The sequence below is a fragment of the Thalassobacillus devorans genome, assembly GCF_900176565.1.
GTDB classification, from domain to species: domain Bacteria; phylum Bacillota; class Bacilli; order Bacillales; family Halobacillaceae; genus Thalassobacillus; species Thalassobacillus devorans_A.
The window spans coordinates 172,095-189,283 of sequence record NZ_FXEH01000004.1 but is presented as its reverse complement, the minus strand read 5'-3'; the positions used below and the strand labels follow the sequence as shown (position 1 = coordinate 189,283).

Here is a 17,189-nt window from a genome sequence, read left to right as displayed (position 1 = left end):
TCACCTTATACTTTTGTGATTGGTGCGAATTTGGCCAGCAGGCGCTTGACGCCGACAGGTGCTGGGAACGCAATATCAAGTTCCATTGCTTCACCTTCTCCTTGCACCTTGACGACAGTGCCTACGCCCCACTTTTTATGCTGGGCTTTATCACCAGCCTGCCAGGTAATCTTTTCTCCCCCGGATGTGGTCTTTTGCTTCAGCTTCTGAGGAGCACGTTTCGGCTGGGCAGGAGCCTCAAAGCCTTTGGTCCGCTGCTTTTGATTATTGAAGAACGGGAGGTTCTCTTTTTCCGCTTTGCCTTCGATCATATCTTCCGGTATCTCATTGATAAATCTGCTAACCGGGTTCATGTTCGTTCTTCCATATAACGTGCGCATTTTTGCATGAGTCATGTACAGCTGTTTTTCCGCACGTGTAATCCCCACATAAGCAAGCCGTCGTTCTTCTTCCATTTCTTCTTCATCCATAATTGACCGGCTGTGCGGAAATACATTTTCTTCCATTCCGATCAAAAAGACAATCGGGAACTCCAGTCCTTTCGCTGAATGAAGCGTCATCAATACTACTTTATTATCTCCCATCGGATCCTCATCCATCTGGTCGATATCAGCTATCAACGCAAGGTCGGTCAAGAAAGCGATCAAGGTTTTATCTTCACTGTTCTCTTCGAAATTTTTAGTAACAGATTTGAATTCTTCAATGTTTTCCAGACGGCTTTGTGCTTCAATGCTTTTTTCATTCTTCAGCATTTCCTCATAGCCTGTCTTATCGATAACTTCCTGAACCATATCAGTCGCGGATAAAAACTCCTGCTGTTTGGTCCAATTATCAATCATGGTACGGAACGCCATAATCGCCTTTGCCGCCCGGGCACTCACCCCGACAAAATCGACTTCTGCAGCCGCTTCAAAAAGAGAAATATCATGATCAGCCGCATAGGCCTGCATTTTTTCAATGCTCGTTTTGCCGACACCGCGCTTCGGTTCGTTGACCACACGGGTAAAACTCAAATCATCATTCGGATTGGCAATCAATCGCAAATAAGCAAGCATATCTTTGATTTCTTTTCTATCATAGAACTTGGTTCCGCCGATCATCTGATAAGGAACGCCTGCTTTTACGAACGTTTCCTCGATGGCACGGGATTGGGCATTGGTACGATAAAGAATCGCGATGTCTTTATACTGACATTTATGGTCATGTACCATTTCTTCTATTTTATTGGTGACGAATAATCCCTCTTCCCGTTCTGTAGCCGCTGCGTGATAGTAGATTTTTTCGCCGCCATCATTGTCTGTCCAAAGGCGCTTCGGTTTACGTCCAGGGTTGTTTTCGATCACCTTATTGGCTGCATCGAGTATCAATTTAGTAGAGCGGTAGTTCTGCTCCAGCATGATGACCTTTGCATTCGGGTAATCCTTTTCGAACGACAGGATGTTCTGAATGTCGGCCCCACGCCAGCGATAGATGGACTGGTCAGAATCCCCCACGACGCAAAGATTCTGGTAACGTCTCGCGAGCTGGTTGACCAGCTGGTACTGGGCATGGTTGGTATCCTGATACTCATCAACATGGATATATTGGAACCGGCGCTGGTAGTATTCCAACACTTCCGGTACCCGGTCGAACAGGTTCAACGTCTGCATGATCAAGTCATCAAAGTCGAGTGACTGGTTTTTCCGAAGCGTTTTGGTATAGCGCTTGTATACCTCTGCCACCTGCTCTTCATAAAAGCTTCCCGCCTGCTGGGCATAGTCATCCGGGGACATCAGTTCATTCTTCGCTCCGCTGATCGCCCCGAGCATCGCACGCGGATCCCATTTTTTTGGATCAAGATTAAGCTGTTTCAACACTTGTTTGATGACTGATAACTGATCGCTGGAATCCAGAATAGAAAAGTTGCGATCGATACCGATACGGTCGATATCACGACGAAGGATTCTTACACACATCGAGTGAAAGGTCGACATCCAGATGGATTCGCCTTCCTGACCGACAAGCGCTTCCACCCTTTCCTTCATTTCCCGGGCCGCTTTATTCGTAAATGTAATTGCCAGTATGCTGCGTGGGGATGCTTCTTTTTCCTGCAGTAAATATGCAATTCGGTGGGTAAGTACACGTGTTTTTCCACTTCCGGCACCTGCCATGATTAAAAGTGGTCCTTCTGTATGTGTCACTGCACTACGTTGAGGTTCGTTGAGGCCTTTCAATAACCCGTTAATTGCCTGGGCCATGTTGACACCATCCTTTGTTAATTTATCCTTTCACTGCCTTTACCGTCTTCAAGGCGGCTTTCAAATCTTCATATATGACATTACCGATGACGATAACATCGGCGTGCTGTTTCATTTCCTTTGCTTGTTCTGCGGTAGTAATACCGCCGCCATAAAAAAGGCACGTATTCTCAAGCGTCTCTTTTACTTCTTCGACGAGTCCGGCATCTCCATAGATGCCGCTGTATTCCATATAAAAAATCGGCAGCTGGTACATGTGCTCCGCCATCCGTGCATAGGCGATGACATCCTCTCTCGACGGGAGAATACTATCGGTATAGTGGTAAGCTTTGGCTTTCTCGTTTAGAATACAGTATCCTTCCACCAGCAGCTCCTCCCAGTTCATGATGTCTCCGTACTCCTTGACCGCCTGGTGCTGGATATCCATCATCCATTTTTTATCCCGGCTGTTCATCACCATCGGAATAAAATAAAAATCGAAACCAGGTGTGATCGCATCAAGGTTCGAAATCTCCAGCACACATGGTACAGAATAACGACGTACCCTCGCCAGCAGATTCAATACATCATCGAGGGTCACATGATCCGTTCCACCGACGATGACAGCATCTGTCCCTGATTCACACACTTTTTCTAAATCTTTATCTGTAATTTCTTTATTCGGATCGAGCTTGAATACATGCTGCCACTCGTTCACATTGTACACGATTCTGTCCTCCAATTTCTCCTGTAATCCATTATTTCATTATAGCAAAAACTAGTACCAGAAAGGAACCAGCACAGCCGCTTCCGATATGTAGCACGAAAATCAAAAATCCAGCACAAATTTTTTTAGGCGCGGAAGTTTGAAATTAGGCGCAAATTATCCTGATGTATGCGTGAAAAAGCATATTTAGGCGCGGACAGCCTTTCCTTAGACAAAAAATAATCGCGCCCCGTATCATACAGGCGCGATTTGTATCACTTATTTATTTTTTTGTGCAGCAAGGCGATCAAGTGCCATCTGATAGGCGTCATTACCATAGTTCAAACTGCGCTTCACACGAGAAATGGTAGCTGTGGAAGCCCCTGTTTCGGTTTCGATTTTATGGTAAGTATAACCCTCACGAAGCATTCGGGCCACTTCCAGACGCTGGGCCAGCGATTGCACTTCGTTCATCGTAGCCAGGTCATCAAAAAAGCGATAGCATTCTTCTACATTTTCTAATGCGAGTATCGCCTCAAAAAGTTGATCCAGCGTCTTCCCCCGCAATTTATCAATTTGCATTAACATTCATCCTCCTATTCTCCTGTTTCCCGGTAAGATACGGATTGTTCAAGTCCAGGGCTGAATGGAATCACGTTCACCCACGTCCGTCCTGGAAGCATACCCGCTTTTTCATCCCCTGTATATGGAATGATGCGACCGGACTCATTTTTCCAGGTGATTTCCCGAAGCTTCCCCGCCTGAAGCAAGTAGCCTTTCCCACCCGAAGTTAAATCAATATCCCTTCGGCCAGCAGAATCAATCACCTGGTGACTCGTTTCTATAATCAATACATTAGCAAGCTGGACTGGCGTATCATCATCACGCTCTAGCGTTTGCTTGCCATCACTGTAGCGAATGTACTCGCTCTCTTTTGGCTCGTACTCGTAAGATACAGTGGTATCAAACCGTTCCGAATAGACAATTTTCAGGTCAGAAACTTCTTTCCCGCCACTATTCAGAACTGCTTTCTCATTGATAAAAGTAAAAGGTTCGATGTTTATACTGCTTTCATAGCCTTTTCTGTCAGCGACTGGAGTAACCCCCTGCGTCAGCAAGTAGGAATTATGAGGAGCTTTCTTGGTGTTATCCCGTTTAAACAGGCGCCCATCATTATCGTATGTTGCTCCGTTGAGGTAGTCATGGCCATCATTTCTAATCTGTTCATCAATAAAATCAGCCGCGCCATGATAGGTATAAATAGCCTCATGGGCTTTGGCAAGGTTAAAATAATAAGGCCTCGCACTTCTTACCGGTCCTATTTCATCCGGAATTGTACTATGAAAAACTGCTAAAAATCGAGTGATTTCACCTTCAGCCAATAATTCATAGACGATGTCCGCCTGGCTAAGTCCTGTTTGCGGCCTTGCTTTTGAATGGTTATTTACCATCACAGCCAGGGCCCGATGGTCAACCGGATCATTAGTCGGCTCTCCAGTAAAAGGAAATACATTGGCATATGTATCTTCCTCCGTTTCTTCCCCACTGCTGCTATCCGACTCACCTGCATCGTTGGATTCAGGAGCATCTCCCGGTTGTTTCCCTTTCCCTGATTCACTCGTACAAGCAGCCAGTAACAAGGTCATGAGCAGCAGAATCCCCACTATAATCTTTTTCACGCAGTCCCACCCTTACCTTAATTTCTCTATATTAACATTTTAACGCATTATTGCAGGAAAGAGTACCTCTTTCTTTTTCACATCCAAAATTCCTACCGGGGTAATACGGATGTATGGCAGGTGAACAGAGGATAAGAACAATAATGTATAGACAGGGTCTTCATGACGATATCCGAAGCTCCACAAATGCTCTCGTAATTCTTTTTCCTTCTTTATGACTGTTTCCATTTTTTCATCAGACATAACACCGCTGAGTTTCAACGGCATTTCATAGATGATGTCACCATCATGTACCAGTACAATGCCTCCCCCTATTTCTTTCATCCGGTTAAAGGCTATCTTCATGTCCTGCTTGTTTTTCCCTAACAGTACGATATCTCCCGTATTCGAGTAGGAACTGATGAGGGCACCCAACTTATTCGTGAAACCTTTCAAAATCGTATTGACTCGCCACTCCCCCTCACGGTCGACCAGCATTAAAAAAGATTCATCATTTCCCTCTGGCAGCTCTTCCCGCGATGCATCGCTGCTGAGTGCATAGGGCTGCATGATGACAGAGCTCTTCATATTCATTCCGAGCGGCATAGAGAATTGGAGGTCTTCCTCATTCAAATCCCAATCTATTTGTAGCGGTGTCACCCCGAAACTTGGAAAATCAATCGTCTTCTCGACATTGTATGTTTCATTATCCCGTTTCATCCATTCTCCTTTTGCGAGGACCGAGTGAGGGCTTGGCTCTTCTGGTGAATGGAGGAAATTCAAGTGGGCGGTGCGTCCTGGTGCGATACTTCCCACACGGTGTTCGATGCCAAAGTGTCTAGCGGCCTGATACGAAGCCATCAAGTAGGCATCGATTGTCGGTACTCCTGCTTCCAGTGCTAGTTTCACACAGTGATCCATGATTCCTTGTTCATAAAAACCAGGAGTAGATCCGTCGGTCGTCATCATGAAATGATCGAATTGATTATGGCCGCGGTCTACCAGTTCTTTCAACATGCCGTATAGATCAGGGCGTATGGATGAATTGCGGAGACCGACATTATATCCAAGCGCCAAACGTCTCAATACCTCATCGGCTGTTATCGATTCATGATCGGAATCGACGCCGAGCAATTTCATTTTCGTCAATGTCCGCTCAGACGCCCCTGGCAAATGCCCTTCCACCGGTTTACGAAGCCGTGTTGTTTCCTGCATCCAGTATAAGGTCTGGTCATCACCTTTCAGCACTTCCGGCCAGGAAGTCAATTCCCCTCCCTGAATGACGGCATCGTGATTCAGCCAAGGTACCACTTTTTCCTGGAATTCCTCCTGATCGGTTTCCTGCAGTACGGATTGTGAGTCGTAACGTCCCCACCAGAACATGGAACAAGGCAATTCTACGAATTCTTCCAGCAAAGAAAACGCTTTCTTTTCGTCCAATAAAAAAAGCCACATCAAGTTGTCATTAATCAAGGTAGTGGTCCCTGTCTGAGCTGCATAAAGCCCCAGGCTTTGGGGATTATATAGTTGGAATGGGTGCGAATGGGGCTCAATATACCCTGGGACGATGTAACTTTCCGAAGCGTCAATCATTTCCGTCCCGTCTGTATTGTCCGGCATAGCTTCGCCAACATAAACGATCCGGTCATCGTCAATCCATATATTTCCTTCCATCCATTGTTTCATATATACATTCAAATAAGTTGCGTTTGTGATTACTTTAGTAGGCGCTAGTTTTCCATCGATGATAGCAGCGTGTTCCCTAAGCTGCCGATTGCGCCAGCGAAAACGATTTTCATTCATTGTCCTTCCCCCAATTTGGAGTTTCTTTCTATCTTAACACAGGAAGCGTTTTCACGCAGTAACGTTTTGAAGTATTATTTGACAAAAATATGACAGTAAAGGAGCTTGTTCATTATGTTCAGACGTATCAAACCTAATATCGGCATTTTAAATGCTTTAGTAAGGATTACTGCCGGATTTACAATGTTAAGTTTTTGCACCATCCGCGCCTTGAAACGCCCGTACTCCGACACAAATATGCTATGGATCATCATCGGAGCGATGAAGGTCGCCGAAGGAATTGTCCGCTTTTGTCCGGTCACTGCAATCGTACAGCAAACGATGCAAGAAGATGACCAGCAGGAAAAAGACCAAGCCATCAACCCTTCATAATCCCGGTCCTGCTTTTCAGGTATTTTGAAACCATAACAAAAAGCTGCCCCTAGTAAGTCCGATACAGACTTATAGGACAGCCTTGGATGTTTCCTTTAAAGTCGAAGAGTTGATTTTAAAATGTTTTGGGTCCGTTACCGAGTCAGGAGTAAAGGCGGCGGGGAAACAGTTCGCTTTCCTGTGGGGGAACTGGCAAGCCTCCTCAGTCGTTTCACTCCCTGCGGGGTCTCGCCTTGTCCCTTCTCCCACGGGAGTCTCACCGTTTCCCCGCCGCCTTATCGTTTTTCATGTACGGACCACTACCACAGATGAAGATCTCTTGCGCCTTCGTACTTTATAAAAGGATTCAGATAGTAAGCATTTTTCGAGAAGCACACTCTCTAAGTTTGAAGTGATTTATATTGATGTTTCCGTTTCTCTCATAAACAAAAGGAGGTCCGGGAAATTGCGAGACTCCGATGGGAAGATAGTACATGGTGAGATCCCGCAGGGCTTTAGCCCGAGGAAGCTCACCGTACACCCATGGAAAGCGAGTGATTTCCCGGACCTCCAAAGGCTCTCAAACATTACGGAAACCATCCATCTCGAAACCGACTTTCAGCAAAAGCTGTGAAATTAAATAGAATTTATCTTAGAAAGGAGCGGAAAGTCACATGAACATAATGGAATATTTAACGGATACGACATTTGTCCTGGCGGTCATTATCGGGAGTATCATCGCGCTGCTATTTGTTTTTATGAACAAGCGCAGAACGTAAGACCCGGCCAGCTATGTCCGTACGATAGAAAAAATCCGAAGAACCCTGGAACACTTCAAGGTTCTGGTAAACCGTCTTCATCGCTTCATCTAATGTATCCGCAACAGCGTGTACAAGCAGGACACGCCCGCCATCTGAGACAAAGCTGTCCCCCTGCTTTTGTGTGCCGGCATGCACGATGGTTACATTCTCTTCCATATTCAATGCCGGCAGCAGCTTCCCTTTTTCATAACTGCCAGGATATCCTTCAGAAGCTACAACGACACCACCACAATAGCCTTGTTTCCATTGCAGCTGAGGGTCCTTTCCCTCCAGAACATCGTTTATCACCTGTATAAGGTCATTGCGAAGAAGCGGCAGTACGACCTGGACTTCCGGGTCTCCGAATCTGGCATTGAATTCGATAACTTTTGGTCCATCCTGTGTTTGAATCAGCCCGGCGTAAAGGATTCCTGTGAATGGTGTACCCTCTGCTGCCATCGCTTTGGCGGCGGGTTTCAAAATAGCAGCCACAGCTGTATCGATGTCCTGTTCTGATAAAAATGGTACCGGAGCGTAAGCCCCCATGCCGCCTGTGTTGGGACCGTGATCGCCATCAAACGCTCGTTTATGATCCTGCGATGGAAGCAATGGATGAACCTCTTCTCCATTGACAAAAGCCATGAGTGAAAACTCTTCGCCTTGCAGAAATTCTTCGATGACGATTTCCTTGCTGGCTTCGCCATACTTATGATCGATTAACATCGTTTCCACCGCTTGCTCTGCTTCTTCAATAGTTTCTGCGACCACTACCCCTTTACCGGCAGCTAATCCATCCGCTTTGATGACAATGGGCACCCCTTGACCTTTTACATACGCTTTTGCCGTGTCAGGATCTGTAAACACACGATAGGCAGCTGTCGGAATATCGTATTTCTCCATCAGTGCCTTGGCAAAGTGCTTGCTTCCCTCTATTTGGGCAGCCGTTTGATTAGGACCAAAAACAGCTAGTCCGGCATTCTGGAAGACATCTACGATGCCAGCCGTCAACGGATTTTCCGGCCCGACAATGGTAAGCGCGATATCATTTTCTTTAGCGAACTGCACCAATGCCTCGCTATCTGTCTCATTCAAGGCAACCCGTTCCGCTAAAGCTTCCATGCCGCCATTCCCAGGCGCTGCAAAGACTTTCTCCACCTGAGGGCTTTCATGGATTTTCTGGATAAGGCTATGCTCCCGACCGCCGCGACCGATTACTAATACGTTCATCGCTTTCCACTCCCGTCTGAATTAATGTTTGAAATGCCGCATTCCAGTAAACACCATCGCAATTCCATGCTTATTACAGGCGTCAATGGAGTCCTGGTCACGTTTCGAACCGCCAGGCTGGATGATAGCAGTGATACCAGATTCGGCAGCTGCTTCTACGGTGTCCGGCATAGGAAAGAAGGCATCCGAAGCCATCACAGCACCTTTCGCTTTTTCTCCTGCCTGCTCAAATGCGATTTTGGCTGCACCGACACGATTCATTTGGCCAGCACCAATCCCAAGCGTCTGATCTGCTTTAGCGACAACGATCGCATTAGACTTCACGTGTTTGACAACCTGCCAGCTCAATTTCAAATCTTCTATTTCCTGGGCTGTCGGTTCACGATCGGTCGCTACCTCTAACTCTACTCCATCGATACTTCCCGTATCAGCATCCTGGACAAGCAGCCCGCCGCTGACAGAAGTAAGTTTTTGAGCTGTCTTGTTCGATTTGGTGATATCCATTTCCAGCAGGCGCAGGTTCTTCTTCGTGGTGAGCACTTCTAATGCTTCCTTACTGAATTTAGGAGCAATAACGATTTCCAGGAAAATCTCTTTCATCTTTTCAGCAGTAACGATATCCACTTCCTGATTAACGGCAACAATCCCTCCGAAGATAGAAACCGGATCTCCCTCGTAAGCTTTCTGGTAAGCTTCGGCCAGGCAGTTTCCTGTTCCAACCCCACAAGGATTCATATGTTTGACTGCAACAGCCGCTGGCTTCTTGAATTCCTGCACGATTTCAAGAGCAGCATTGGCATCCTGAATATTGTTGTAGGAAAGCTCCTTGCCGTTCAGTTGCTTAGCATTGGCAAGCGACACACCTTCCGCATTCGCCTGTTTATAAAAGGCCGCTGTCTGATGAGGATTCTCGCCATAACGAAGCGACTGGACTTTTTCAAAAGTAGCGGTGTAGGTTTCCGGATAATCATCTTCCGTCATCTCTGTAAAGTACGCTGCGATCGCCGCATCATAATTGGCAGTATGACGATAAACTTTACCGGCAAGACGTTTGCGTACATCGACACTAAGTCCGTCATTTTGCAATCCTTCAGCAACCATGTCATAATCTGACGGATCAACGACAACAATGACGTCCTGGAAGTTCTTAGCTGCCGCCCGCAGCATGGTAGGTCCTCCGATATCTATATTCTCAATCGCATCCGCTTCTGTAACATCAGGCTTCGCGATCGTTTTCTGGAATGGATACAAATTGACGACTACCATGTCGATCGTATCCAGTTCTAACTTACGAAGCTGATCCATGTGTACTTCGTTGTCACGTTTCGCTAACAGGGCACTATGGACAGCAGGATGCAGCGTTTTGACACGACCGTCCATAATCTCCGGAAAGTTCGTTACATCACTAACAGAAAGCACCGGGATACCAGCTTCCTCGATCGCTTTTTTCGTACCTCCGGTAGATACCAGTTCATATCCGCTCTCTACTAGCTTCTTTGCAAAATCGGGCAGACCTGCTTTATCGGAAACACTCAATAATGCTCGCTTCTTCTCACTCAATGTACTTCCTCCTCGACTAATAATGATTGGATCACTTTAGGATATAGGGTATGTTCAACTGCCTGGATTTTTTGCTGCAGCGTTTCTCTCGTATCTTTCGCCGATATACGGATAGCTTCCTGTTCAATGATCGGACCGGTATCCATCCCGTCGTCAATATAATGGATGGTCACCCCTGTCACCTTCACTTGCTTTTCAAAAGCCTGGCCGATCGCATCTTTGCCGGGGAAAGCAGGCAAAAGTGAGGGATGGATATTGATGATCCGGTTCTTAAATGGTTCGAGCAGGACTGGACCGATTAAACGCATGTACCCGGCAAGAAATATCCATTCTATCCCCCGCTCTCTACATTCTAATAGAATCTGACGTTCATACGCATCCTTTCCGTCAAATTCTTTTGGGGAGAACACGAATGTGTCGATATTTTTCTGTTCGGCTTTTTTAATAACTCCAGCATCCCTTCGGTCGCAGACAAGCAGCTGGATATCACAAGGAATGTCGCCTGCCTCTGAAGCCTTTACAATCGCATCAAAATTACTACCTGTACCTGAAGCAAAAACGGCAGCCTTTATCATAGCCATTGAATCCCTTCCTGCGCCGTAACCATACCAATGTGATAAGCAATTTCACCAGCCTGTTCCAGGTGGTTCATGACTTCTTCCCTGACCGCTTCCGATATGATGACGACCATGCCGATACCCATATTGAATACACCATACATTTCCTCATCAGACAAGCTGCCCTGCTGCTGCAGGAAAGGGAATATATCCGGCTGTTTCCAGGTGTTGCGGTCAATTTCAACGCCAAACCCATCCGGCAATGCGCGCGGGATGTTTTCATAGAATCCACCGCCGGTAATATGTGCAACGCCCTTTAGGGTCGATTGTTTTTTCATGATTTGCACTTGATTGGCATACAACCTGGTCGGTGTTAGAAGGACTTCCCCCAGTGGTTCCCGTAGTTCCGGATAGGAGTCATTCAGGTTTAAATTTTGTTCTGCTATGATCTTCCGCACTAATGAGAAACCGTTGGAATGGACTCCAGAAGAAGCAAGGCCTATAACCGCATCGCCAGGACGGATATCTTCTCCGGTAATCAGCTCTTCCTTTTCAGCAATTCCAACAGCAAATCCTGCAAGGTCATATTCTGTTGGCTCATACATCCCAGGCATCTCCGCTGTTTCGCCGCCAATCAAAGCACAACCGGAAGCTTCACAACCATCAGCGATTCCTTTGACAATCTGTTCCACTTGATCCGGGTTGTTTTTTCCGCAAGCGATATAATCAAGGAAAAATAATGGGTCTGCCCCTTGAGCTACAATATCATTGACACACATCGCCACAGCATCCTGACCGATGGTATCATGTTTTTCCATCTCGAATGCCAGCTTTAACTTTGTACCGACGCCATCCGTGCCAGTGACTAGTACGGGATGATTGTAATTGAATTGACTGATATCGAATATACCTGCAAAAGCACCAAGACCGCCGACTACTTCCGGACGTAATGTTCGTGTCACATGCTTTTTCATTTGTTCAACTGCCTGATAACCTGCTTCAACGTCGACACCTGCTTGTTTATATTGCTCGCTCATTATGAACCCTCACTTTTTTGTATTTTGACTACTAAGCTTTGACGTAGGGCGGCACTGTATTTGGATAGATTTCTGTCGGATAGTTGCCTGTGAAACAGGCGGCACAGGGACCGTGGTTGAGGGATTGGCCATCCTGGTAGATGGCATCCTCCAACCCTTGCACAGATAAAAATGCAAGGCTGTCAGCTCCGATGATCTCCTGCATTTCTTCCAGACTGTGATTAGCCGCAATCAGTTCACCCTCTGTAGAAGTATCAATGCCGTAATAACAAGGATTCTTTATCGGTGGTGATGCAATCCGGACATGGACTTCCGTAGCTCCCGCTTCTTTTAAAAGCCTTACGATTCTGCGGCTGGTTGTTCCCCGGACGATAGAGTCATCGACCATGACGACACGCTTCCCTTCGACAATACCGCGAACGGCGGACAGTTTCATTTTCACACCCTGCTCCCGCAGCTCCTGGGATGGCTGAATAAATGTCCTGCCGACATAACGGTTCTTTATCAAACCGAGTTCATATGGGGTTCGCGAAGCTTCTGCATAACCGATTGCCGCGGATATGCTGGAATCAGGCACACCGGTGACGACATCCGCTTCTACCGGTGCTTCATCAGCAAGGACTTTCCCCATCCGCTTTCTTGATGCGTGGACGTTGATGCCATCGAGATTGCTGTCTGGACGGGAAAAATAGACGTGCTCCATGGAACATAGTGTCCGTTGAATCGGTGCAGAAAACCGCTTCGATTCGATGCCGTTTTCATCGATGACCAATAACTCTCCCGGCTCAACGTCCCGTTCATGTTCCGCTCCGACGACATCAAACGCACAAGTTTCTGAAGCGACGACATAAGCACTGCCGATCCGGCCGATCGATAACGGCCGCAAGCCGCGCGGATCCTGAGCGACAAATAATTGCTTTTCCGTCATGACAGCAAATGCGTAAGCCCCTTTAATCATTGTAAGGGCTTGTATTAATGCCTCTTCCATATTTAAGTGGCCGCTCCGTTTAATCAAGTGAGCGATCACCTCGGTATCGGAGGTCGTCTGCAAAATGCTTCCCTGCGCTTCCAGCTGCATTTTCAGCGCCTGAGCATTGACGAGGTTTCCGTTATGAGCAAGCGCCATGCTGCTTTTTTGCGAGCGAAATAATAGCGGCTGGACATTTTCATAACCTCCGCCACCTTGTGTTGCATAACGGACATGGCCAAGTGCGGCATGGCCTTCTAAATTATCCAGCATATCCTGTTTGAATACATCGTTTACTAACCCAAGCCCTTTGGCCAGTTTCAACTCTTCTCCGTCACTGACGACAATGCCGGCTCCTTCCTGGCCGCGATGCTGTAGGGCATGGAGCCCGTAATACGTAATCTGCGCTGACTCTTCATGTCCCCATACACCAAAGATGCCACATTCTTCATTCAGGCCTTTGATTTCACCAAGCATGGAATGGCTCCTTTCCAGGCGTCCTTCAATTTATTCGTCACCGTATGAATGATCGGCTGACCGTTGACGTTTAAACGGTATTCCCCATCATCTATTACGCGCCCGATAAGAACTGCCTCGGTCATTAACTGCTCCCATTCTTTCTGTTTTTCAGGACTCACTGAGATAATGAATCGGGATTGTGTTTCAGCGAAAAGCTCTGCCGCTGTATCTCCTTCTAACTCCACTTTACAACCAAACTCCTGTGCAAACAGGCTCTCTGCCAGTGCCACTGCCAACCCACCTTCAGAAATATCATGCGCCGATTGGACAACCCCTGCCTGGATGGCAGTCAGCAAATGGCTCTGGCGCTTTTTTTCCACCTCTAAATCGATATGAGGAGGTTTGCCAAAATGACGACCTTCCAATATGCCTTGCAGCTCGCTCCCGCCGAATTCCGCCTGTGCTTTTCCAATCACATAAATCAAGTCCCCGGACCGCTGGAAATCGGAACGTGTGATGTGGGCCGTATCTTCGATGAGACCGACCATCCCTACAATCGGCGTTGGGTATATCGCTTTCCCATACGATTCGTTGTAAAGCGATACATTCCCACTGATGACCGGTGCTTCAAGCTGCTCACAAGCTTCACTCATACCATCGACACTTTTTTCCATCTGCCAGAAAATTTCCGGGTTTTCCGGAGAGCCGAAATTCAAACCGTCGGTCAGACCTAGCGGACGGGCACCTGAACAGACGATATTCCGAGCGGCTTCTGCTACAGCAATCTTACCGCCCATTTCCGGGTCAAGGTAGATGTAGCGAGAATTACAATCCGTCGTCATCGCGAGTGCTTTCTTTGTACCACGAACACGAAGCACAGCTGCATCAGAACCCGGGGTGACTACCGTATTCGTCTGCACCATGGAATCATACTGGTCATAGACCCATTCCTTACTGGCAATTGTCGGCTGCTTTAAGAGGTCAATCAAGGTTTTTTCATAGTCTTCAATGGTAGACTGATAATCTTCCATCGCCTGAAATTCTTTAAAATATTCCGGTACACAGGATGGCTGACGATAGACAGGGGCATCTTCTGCCAAAGCGTCTACAGGGACATCCGCAGCCACCTCTCCTTTATGGAATAAACGGAAGCGACGCTCCTCAATGACTTCCCCGACTGCTACTGCTTCCAGATCGTACTTTTCGAAAATCTTACGGATCTCCTGCTCGCGTCCTTTTTCAATGACCAGCAGCATCCGCTCCTGAGATTCCGACAACATCATCTCGTATGGCGACATATTCAGCTCCCGCTGCGGAATATGATCCAAATTCATTTCCATTCCTGTACCGGCTTTACTTGCCATCTCGCTGGCGGACGATGTCAGCCCCGCCGCTCCCATATCCTGCATCCCGATAAGGGCGTCATGATGGATGACTTCCAGACACGCTTCAATCAACAGTTTTTCCATGAATGGGTCACCGACCTGGACTGATGGGCGCTTACTTTCTGCTTCTTCGGATAATTCTTCGGAAGCAAAGGTGGCACCATGTATGCCGTCACGCCCTGTTTTAGCTCCAACATACATGACCGTGTTTCCGACTCCGGCTGCAATCCCTTTTTGAATGTCTTTGTGATCAATCAGTCCGACACACATGGCATTGACAAGGGGATTTCCTTCATAAGCATCGTCAAACTGGACTTCTCCTCCGACTGTTGGAACGCCGACACAGTTGCCATAGCCGGCAATCCCCCGTACGACTTCCTCAAACAGATATTTGATTCTCGGATGTTTCAACGAGCCGAACCTTAGTGAATTCAACAGAGCAATCGGACGGGCTCCCATGGAAAACACGTCGCGAATAATACCTCCGACACCTGTCGCTGCCCCTTGGTATGGTTCAACGGCTGAGGGGTGATTATGGCTTTCAATTTTGAAAACGACAGCCTGCTCATCGCCGATATCAATAATGCCGGCACCTTCCCCAGGCCCCTGCAATACTTGCGGGCCTTCTGTAGGAAACTTTTTTAGCAAAGGCTTAGAGTTTTTGTAGCTGCAATGCTCGGACCACATCACCGAAAATAACCCGATTTCCGTATGATTCGGACGTCTGCCCAGCAGGCTTACAACCTGTTTATATTCCTGGTCGCTGAGCCCCATTTCTGCGTATATTCGATTATGTTCAATTTCTTCTGGACTGATTTCAAGCATGGATGGCATGATTATTCCTCCAATACGTCAAAATGGATTGAAACAAACGAAGTCCGTCCGCATTTCCGAGCAGACTTTCGACCGCGCGTTCCGGGTGAGGCATCATCCCCAGTACATTTCCTGTTTCATTAACGATACCTGCGATATCCCCTGTCGAGCCATTAGGATTATTCGTGTACGTAAAAACAATCTGTTCATTATCCTTCAGTTGTTGATAAGTAGCATCGTCACAGTAATAATTTCCTTCCCCGTGGGCAATCGGCAGATGGATCAGTCCGTCTTTTTGGTATTCTGAAGTGAACATCGTCTTATTATTTTCCACACGTAATTCTTCCTGGTGACACATGAATTTCAAATCACGATTTGCAAGCATGGCACCTGGCAAAAGACCGGACTCCAGTAAAATCTGAAACCCATTGCAAACCCCTAAGACCGGCTTTTTGTCAGCGGCCGCTTTTTTGATTTGCTGAACAATAGGAGATGTGGAAGCGATTGATCCAGAACGGAGATAGTCACCGTAGGAAAAGCCCCCTGGAAGCAAAATCGCATCATAAGAGGATAAATCAGCGTCCAGATACCAGACTAAGTCCGCCTCTTCGTTCAATCCTTCTTTAACGGCATGATACATGTCCCGGTCACAATTGGAGCCTGGAAATACAACAACGGCGAACTTCACGCGATAACCTCCTCAATCTCGTAGGAATAATCTTCAATGACTGGGTTGGCAAGCAGCTTATCGCACATTTCTTCCACCTGAGCTTCCAGGTTCTCGGATTCTTCCATCATGACTTCCATATACTTTCCGACCCTTACCTCATTTACGCTGCCGAAATCTAAGGTGTTGAGAGAGTTTTTGACAGCCTTCCCTTGAGGATCCAGAACCCCTTCTTTCAATGTGATATAAACTTTTACTTTGCGCATATGCTCTCCTCCAGTCGTTGTAAAATAGTTTCATAGGTTGCGATTAAATCGCCGATATCTTCCCGGAAGACATCCTTATCCATCTTTTCTCCAGTTGCTGCATCCCAAAGACGGCAGGTATCTGGCGATATTTCATCAGCCAGGACGATGGTGCCGTCATTCAAGCGTCCGAATTCCAATTTGAAATCCACTAACTCCAAATCTGTCTGTTTAAATAACCGTTTCAATATTTCATTGATCTTAAGTGCGAGAATTTTGATTTTGTCCAGATCATGCTCGGTCACATTCGCTAACCGTTTCGCATGATCATCATTGATGAGCGGATCATCGAGGTCATCGTTTTTATAAAAAAGTTCGATAATAGGAGGTTGTAGCACTGTTTTTTCCTGTATCGCCAGGCGCCTTGTCAGGCTTCCTGCGGCAATGTTACGAACAACCACTTCAAGTGGAATGATTGTTGTTTTTTGAACAAGTTGTTCATTATCATTCAGTGCTTTCAAAAAATGCGAGGGAATATGCTGCTGATGTAAATGTTCGAAAATTCTGCTGGTAATCAAGTTATTCAAGCGGCCTTTACCTTCGAATTGATCCTTCTTCTTTCCATTAAAAGCAGTAGCATCGTTTTTATAGGAGAGGACTAGTTGTTCCGGTTTGCCTTCCACATGATAGACTTTCTTTGCTTTGCCTTCATATAATAGGGAGCCTTTCATTTTTAGA

16 protein-coding genes are annotated in these 17,189 nt (G+C 46.8%); 2 read left to right on the top strand and 14 right to left on the bottom strand.

Annotation, left to right across the window (positions count from 1 at the left end):
• Positions 1-5 precede the first annotated feature (5 nt).
• From pcrA to B9Y67_RS02870, 5 genes are all read right to left on the bottom strand, one after another.
• The gene (gene pcrA, locus B9Y67_RS02890) at positions 6-2,237 is read right to left on the bottom strand and encodes a DNA helicase PcrA (protein ID WP_085505281.1); all 2,232 of its coding nucleotides are present in this window, start codon (positions 2,235-2,237) and stop codon (positions 6-8) included.
• A gap of 22 nt (positions 2,238-2,259) precedes the next feature.
• On the bottom strand, positions 2,260-2,943 hold the full coding sequence (locus B9Y67_RS02885; protein ID WP_085505280.1) for a heptaprenylglyceryl phosphate synthase: 684 nt from the start codon (positions 2,941-2,943) through the stop codon (positions 2,260-2,262).
• Between the two features lie 258 nt (positions 2,944-3,201).
• A complete protein-coding gene (locus B9Y67_RS02880) occupies positions 3,202-3,504 on the bottom strand; it encodes a YerC/YecD family TrpR-related protein (RefSeq protein ID WP_085505279.1) in 303 nt (100 codons plus the stop codon).
• Positions 3,505-3,518: 14 nt separating this feature from the next.
• Positions 3,519-4,601, bottom strand: a complete 1,083-nt coding sequence (locus B9Y67_RS02875; protein ID WP_085505278.1) for a DUF3048 domain-containing protein — start codon at positions 4,599-4,601, stop codon at positions 3,519-3,521.
• Between the two features lie 39 nt (positions 4,602-4,640).
• On the bottom strand, positions 4,641-6,383 hold the full coding sequence (locus B9Y67_RS02870) for an adenine deaminase C-terminal domain-containing protein (protein WP_085505277.1): 1,743 nt from the start codon (positions 6,381-6,383) through the stop codon (positions 4,641-4,643).
• A 114-nt stretch (positions 6,384-6,497) separates the two neighbouring features.
• Here B9Y67_RS02870 and B9Y67_RS02865 point away from each other — a divergent pair, with 114 nt between their 5' ends.
• Together B9Y67_RS02865 and B9Y67_RS21125 are read left to right on the top strand one after the other, a co-directional pair.
• A complete protein-coding gene (locus B9Y67_RS02865) occupies positions 6,498-6,755 on the top strand; it encodes a YgaP family membrane protein (RefSeq protein WP_254901684.1) in 258 nt (85 codons plus the stop codon).
• Between the two features lie 653 nt (positions 6,756-7,408).
• Positions 7,409-7,513: an EYxxD motif small membrane protein gene (locus B9Y67_RS21125; protein WP_341829893.1), complete on the top strand. Its 105-nt coding sequence runs from the start codon at positions 7,409-7,411 to the stop codon at positions 7,511-7,513.
• Here B9Y67_RS21125 and purD read toward each other — a convergent pair.
• From purD to purC, 9 genes are read right to left on the bottom strand one after another with little or no spacing between them, the layout of a single operon-like run.
• Positions 7,481-8,761: a phosphoribosylamine--glycine ligase gene (gene purD, locus B9Y67_RS02860; RefSeq protein WP_085505276.1), complete on the bottom strand. Its 1,281-nt coding sequence runs from the start codon at positions 8,759-8,761 to the stop codon at positions 7,481-7,483. The two genes, B9Y67_RS21125 and purD, sit on opposite strands and share 33 nt — an antisense overlap.
• Before the next feature lie 21 nt (positions 8,762-8,782).
• On the bottom strand, positions 8,783-10,321 hold the full coding sequence (purH, locus tag B9Y67_RS02855) for a bifunctional phosphoribosylaminoimidazolecarboxamide formyltransferase/IMP cyclohydrolase (RefSeq protein ID WP_085505275.1): 1,539 nt from the start codon (positions 10,319-10,321) through the stop codon (positions 8,783-8,785).
• Positions 10,318-10,896, bottom strand: coding sequence for a phosphoribosylglycinamide formyltransferase (gene purN, locus B9Y67_RS02850; protein ID WP_085505626.1), 579 nt, complete (start codon positions 10,894-10,896; stop codon positions 10,318-10,320). The genes purH and purN overlap by 4 nt, the downstream gene beginning before the upstream one ends.
• Positions 10,893-11,915, bottom strand: coding sequence for a phosphoribosylformylglycinamidine cyclo-ligase (purM, locus tag B9Y67_RS02845; protein WP_085505274.1), 1,023 nt, complete (start codon positions 11,913-11,915; stop codon positions 10,893-10,895). The genes purN and purM overlap by 4 nt, the downstream gene beginning before the upstream one ends.
• 31 nt (positions 11,916-11,946) lie before the next feature.
• Positions 11,947-13,359 carry an amidophosphoribosyltransferase gene (purF, locus tag B9Y67_RS02840; protein WP_085505273.1) on the bottom strand — a complete coding sequence of 471 codons (1,413 nt, stop codon included), beginning with the start codon at positions 13,357-13,359 and terminating at the stop codon, positions 11,947-11,949.
• The gene (purL, locus tag B9Y67_RS02835; RefSeq protein ID WP_085505272.1) at positions 13,335-15,560 is read right to left on the bottom strand and encodes a phosphoribosylformylglycinamidine synthase subunit PurL; all 2,226 of its coding nucleotides are present in this window, start codon (positions 15,558-15,560) and stop codon (positions 13,335-13,337) included. Before purL ends, purF begins: the two co-directional genes overlap by 25 nt.
• Positions 15,544-16,227: a phosphoribosylformylglycinamidine synthase subunit PurQ gene (purQ, locus tag B9Y67_RS02830; protein WP_085505271.1), complete on the bottom strand. Its 684-nt coding sequence runs from the start codon at positions 16,225-16,227 to the stop codon at positions 15,544-15,546. The genes purL and purQ overlap by 17 nt, the downstream gene beginning before the upstream one ends.
• The gene (purS, locus tag B9Y67_RS02825) at positions 16,224-16,472 is read right to left on the bottom strand and encodes a phosphoribosylformylglycinamidine synthase subunit PurS (protein ID WP_085505270.1); all 249 of its coding nucleotides are present in this window, start codon (positions 16,470-16,472) and stop codon (positions 16,224-16,226) included. The genes purQ and purS overlap by 4 nt, the downstream gene beginning before the upstream one ends.
• Positions 16,460-17,182 carry a phosphoribosylaminoimidazolesuccinocarboxamide synthase gene (purC, locus tag B9Y67_RS02820; RefSeq protein ID WP_085505269.1) on the bottom strand — a complete coding sequence of 241 codons (723 nt, stop codon included), beginning with the start codon at positions 17,180-17,182 and terminating at the stop codon, positions 16,460-16,462. The genes purS and purC overlap by 13 nt, the downstream gene beginning before the upstream one ends.
• Positions 17,183-17,189 lie beyond the last annotated feature (7 nt).

Coding starts and splice junctions, on each gene's coding strand:
- pcrA (WP_085505281.1), bottom strand. CDS start 2,237: ATGGCCCAGGCAATTAACGGGTTATTGAAAGGCCTCAACGAACCTCAA.
- B9Y67_RS02880 (WP_085505279.1), bottom strand. CDS start 3,504: ATGCAAATTGATAAATTGCGGGGGAAGACGCTGGATCAACTTTTTGAG.
- B9Y67_RS02870 (WP_085505277.1), bottom strand. CDS start 6,383: ATGAATGAAAATCGTTTTCGCTGGCGCAATCGGCAGCTTAGGGAACAC.
- B9Y67_RS02865 (WP_254901684.1), top strand. CDS start 6,498: ATGTTCAGACGTATCAAACCTAATATCGGCATTTTAAATGCTTTAGTA.
- B9Y67_RS21125 (WP_341829893.1), top strand. CDS start 7,409: ATGAACATAATGGAATATTTAACGGATACGACATTTGTCCTGGCGGTC.
- purD (WP_085505276.1), bottom strand. CDS start 8,761: ATGAACGTATTAGTAATCGGTCGCGGCGGTCGGGAGCATAGCCTTATC.
- purN (WP_085505626.1), bottom strand. CDS start 10,896: ATGATAAAGGCTGCCGTTTTTGCTTCAGGTACAGGTAGTAATTTTGAT.
- purM (WP_085505274.1), bottom strand. CDS start 11,915: ATGAGCGAGCAATATAAACAAGCAGGTGTCGACGTTGAAGCAGGTTAT.
- purF (WP_085505273.1), bottom strand. CDS start 13,359: ATGCTTGGTGAAATCAAAGGCCTGAATGAAGAATGTGGCATCTTTGGT.
- purL (WP_085505272.1), bottom strand. CDS start 15,560: ATGCCATCCATGCTTGAAATCAGTCCAGAAGAAATTGAACATAATCGA.
- purS (WP_085505270.1), bottom strand. CDS start 16,472: ATGCGCAAAGTAAAAGTTTATATCACATTGAAAGAAGGGGTTCTGGAT.
- purC (WP_085505269.1), bottom strand. CDS start 17,182: ATGAAAGGCTCCCTATTATATGAAGGCAAAGCAAAGAAAGTCTATCAT.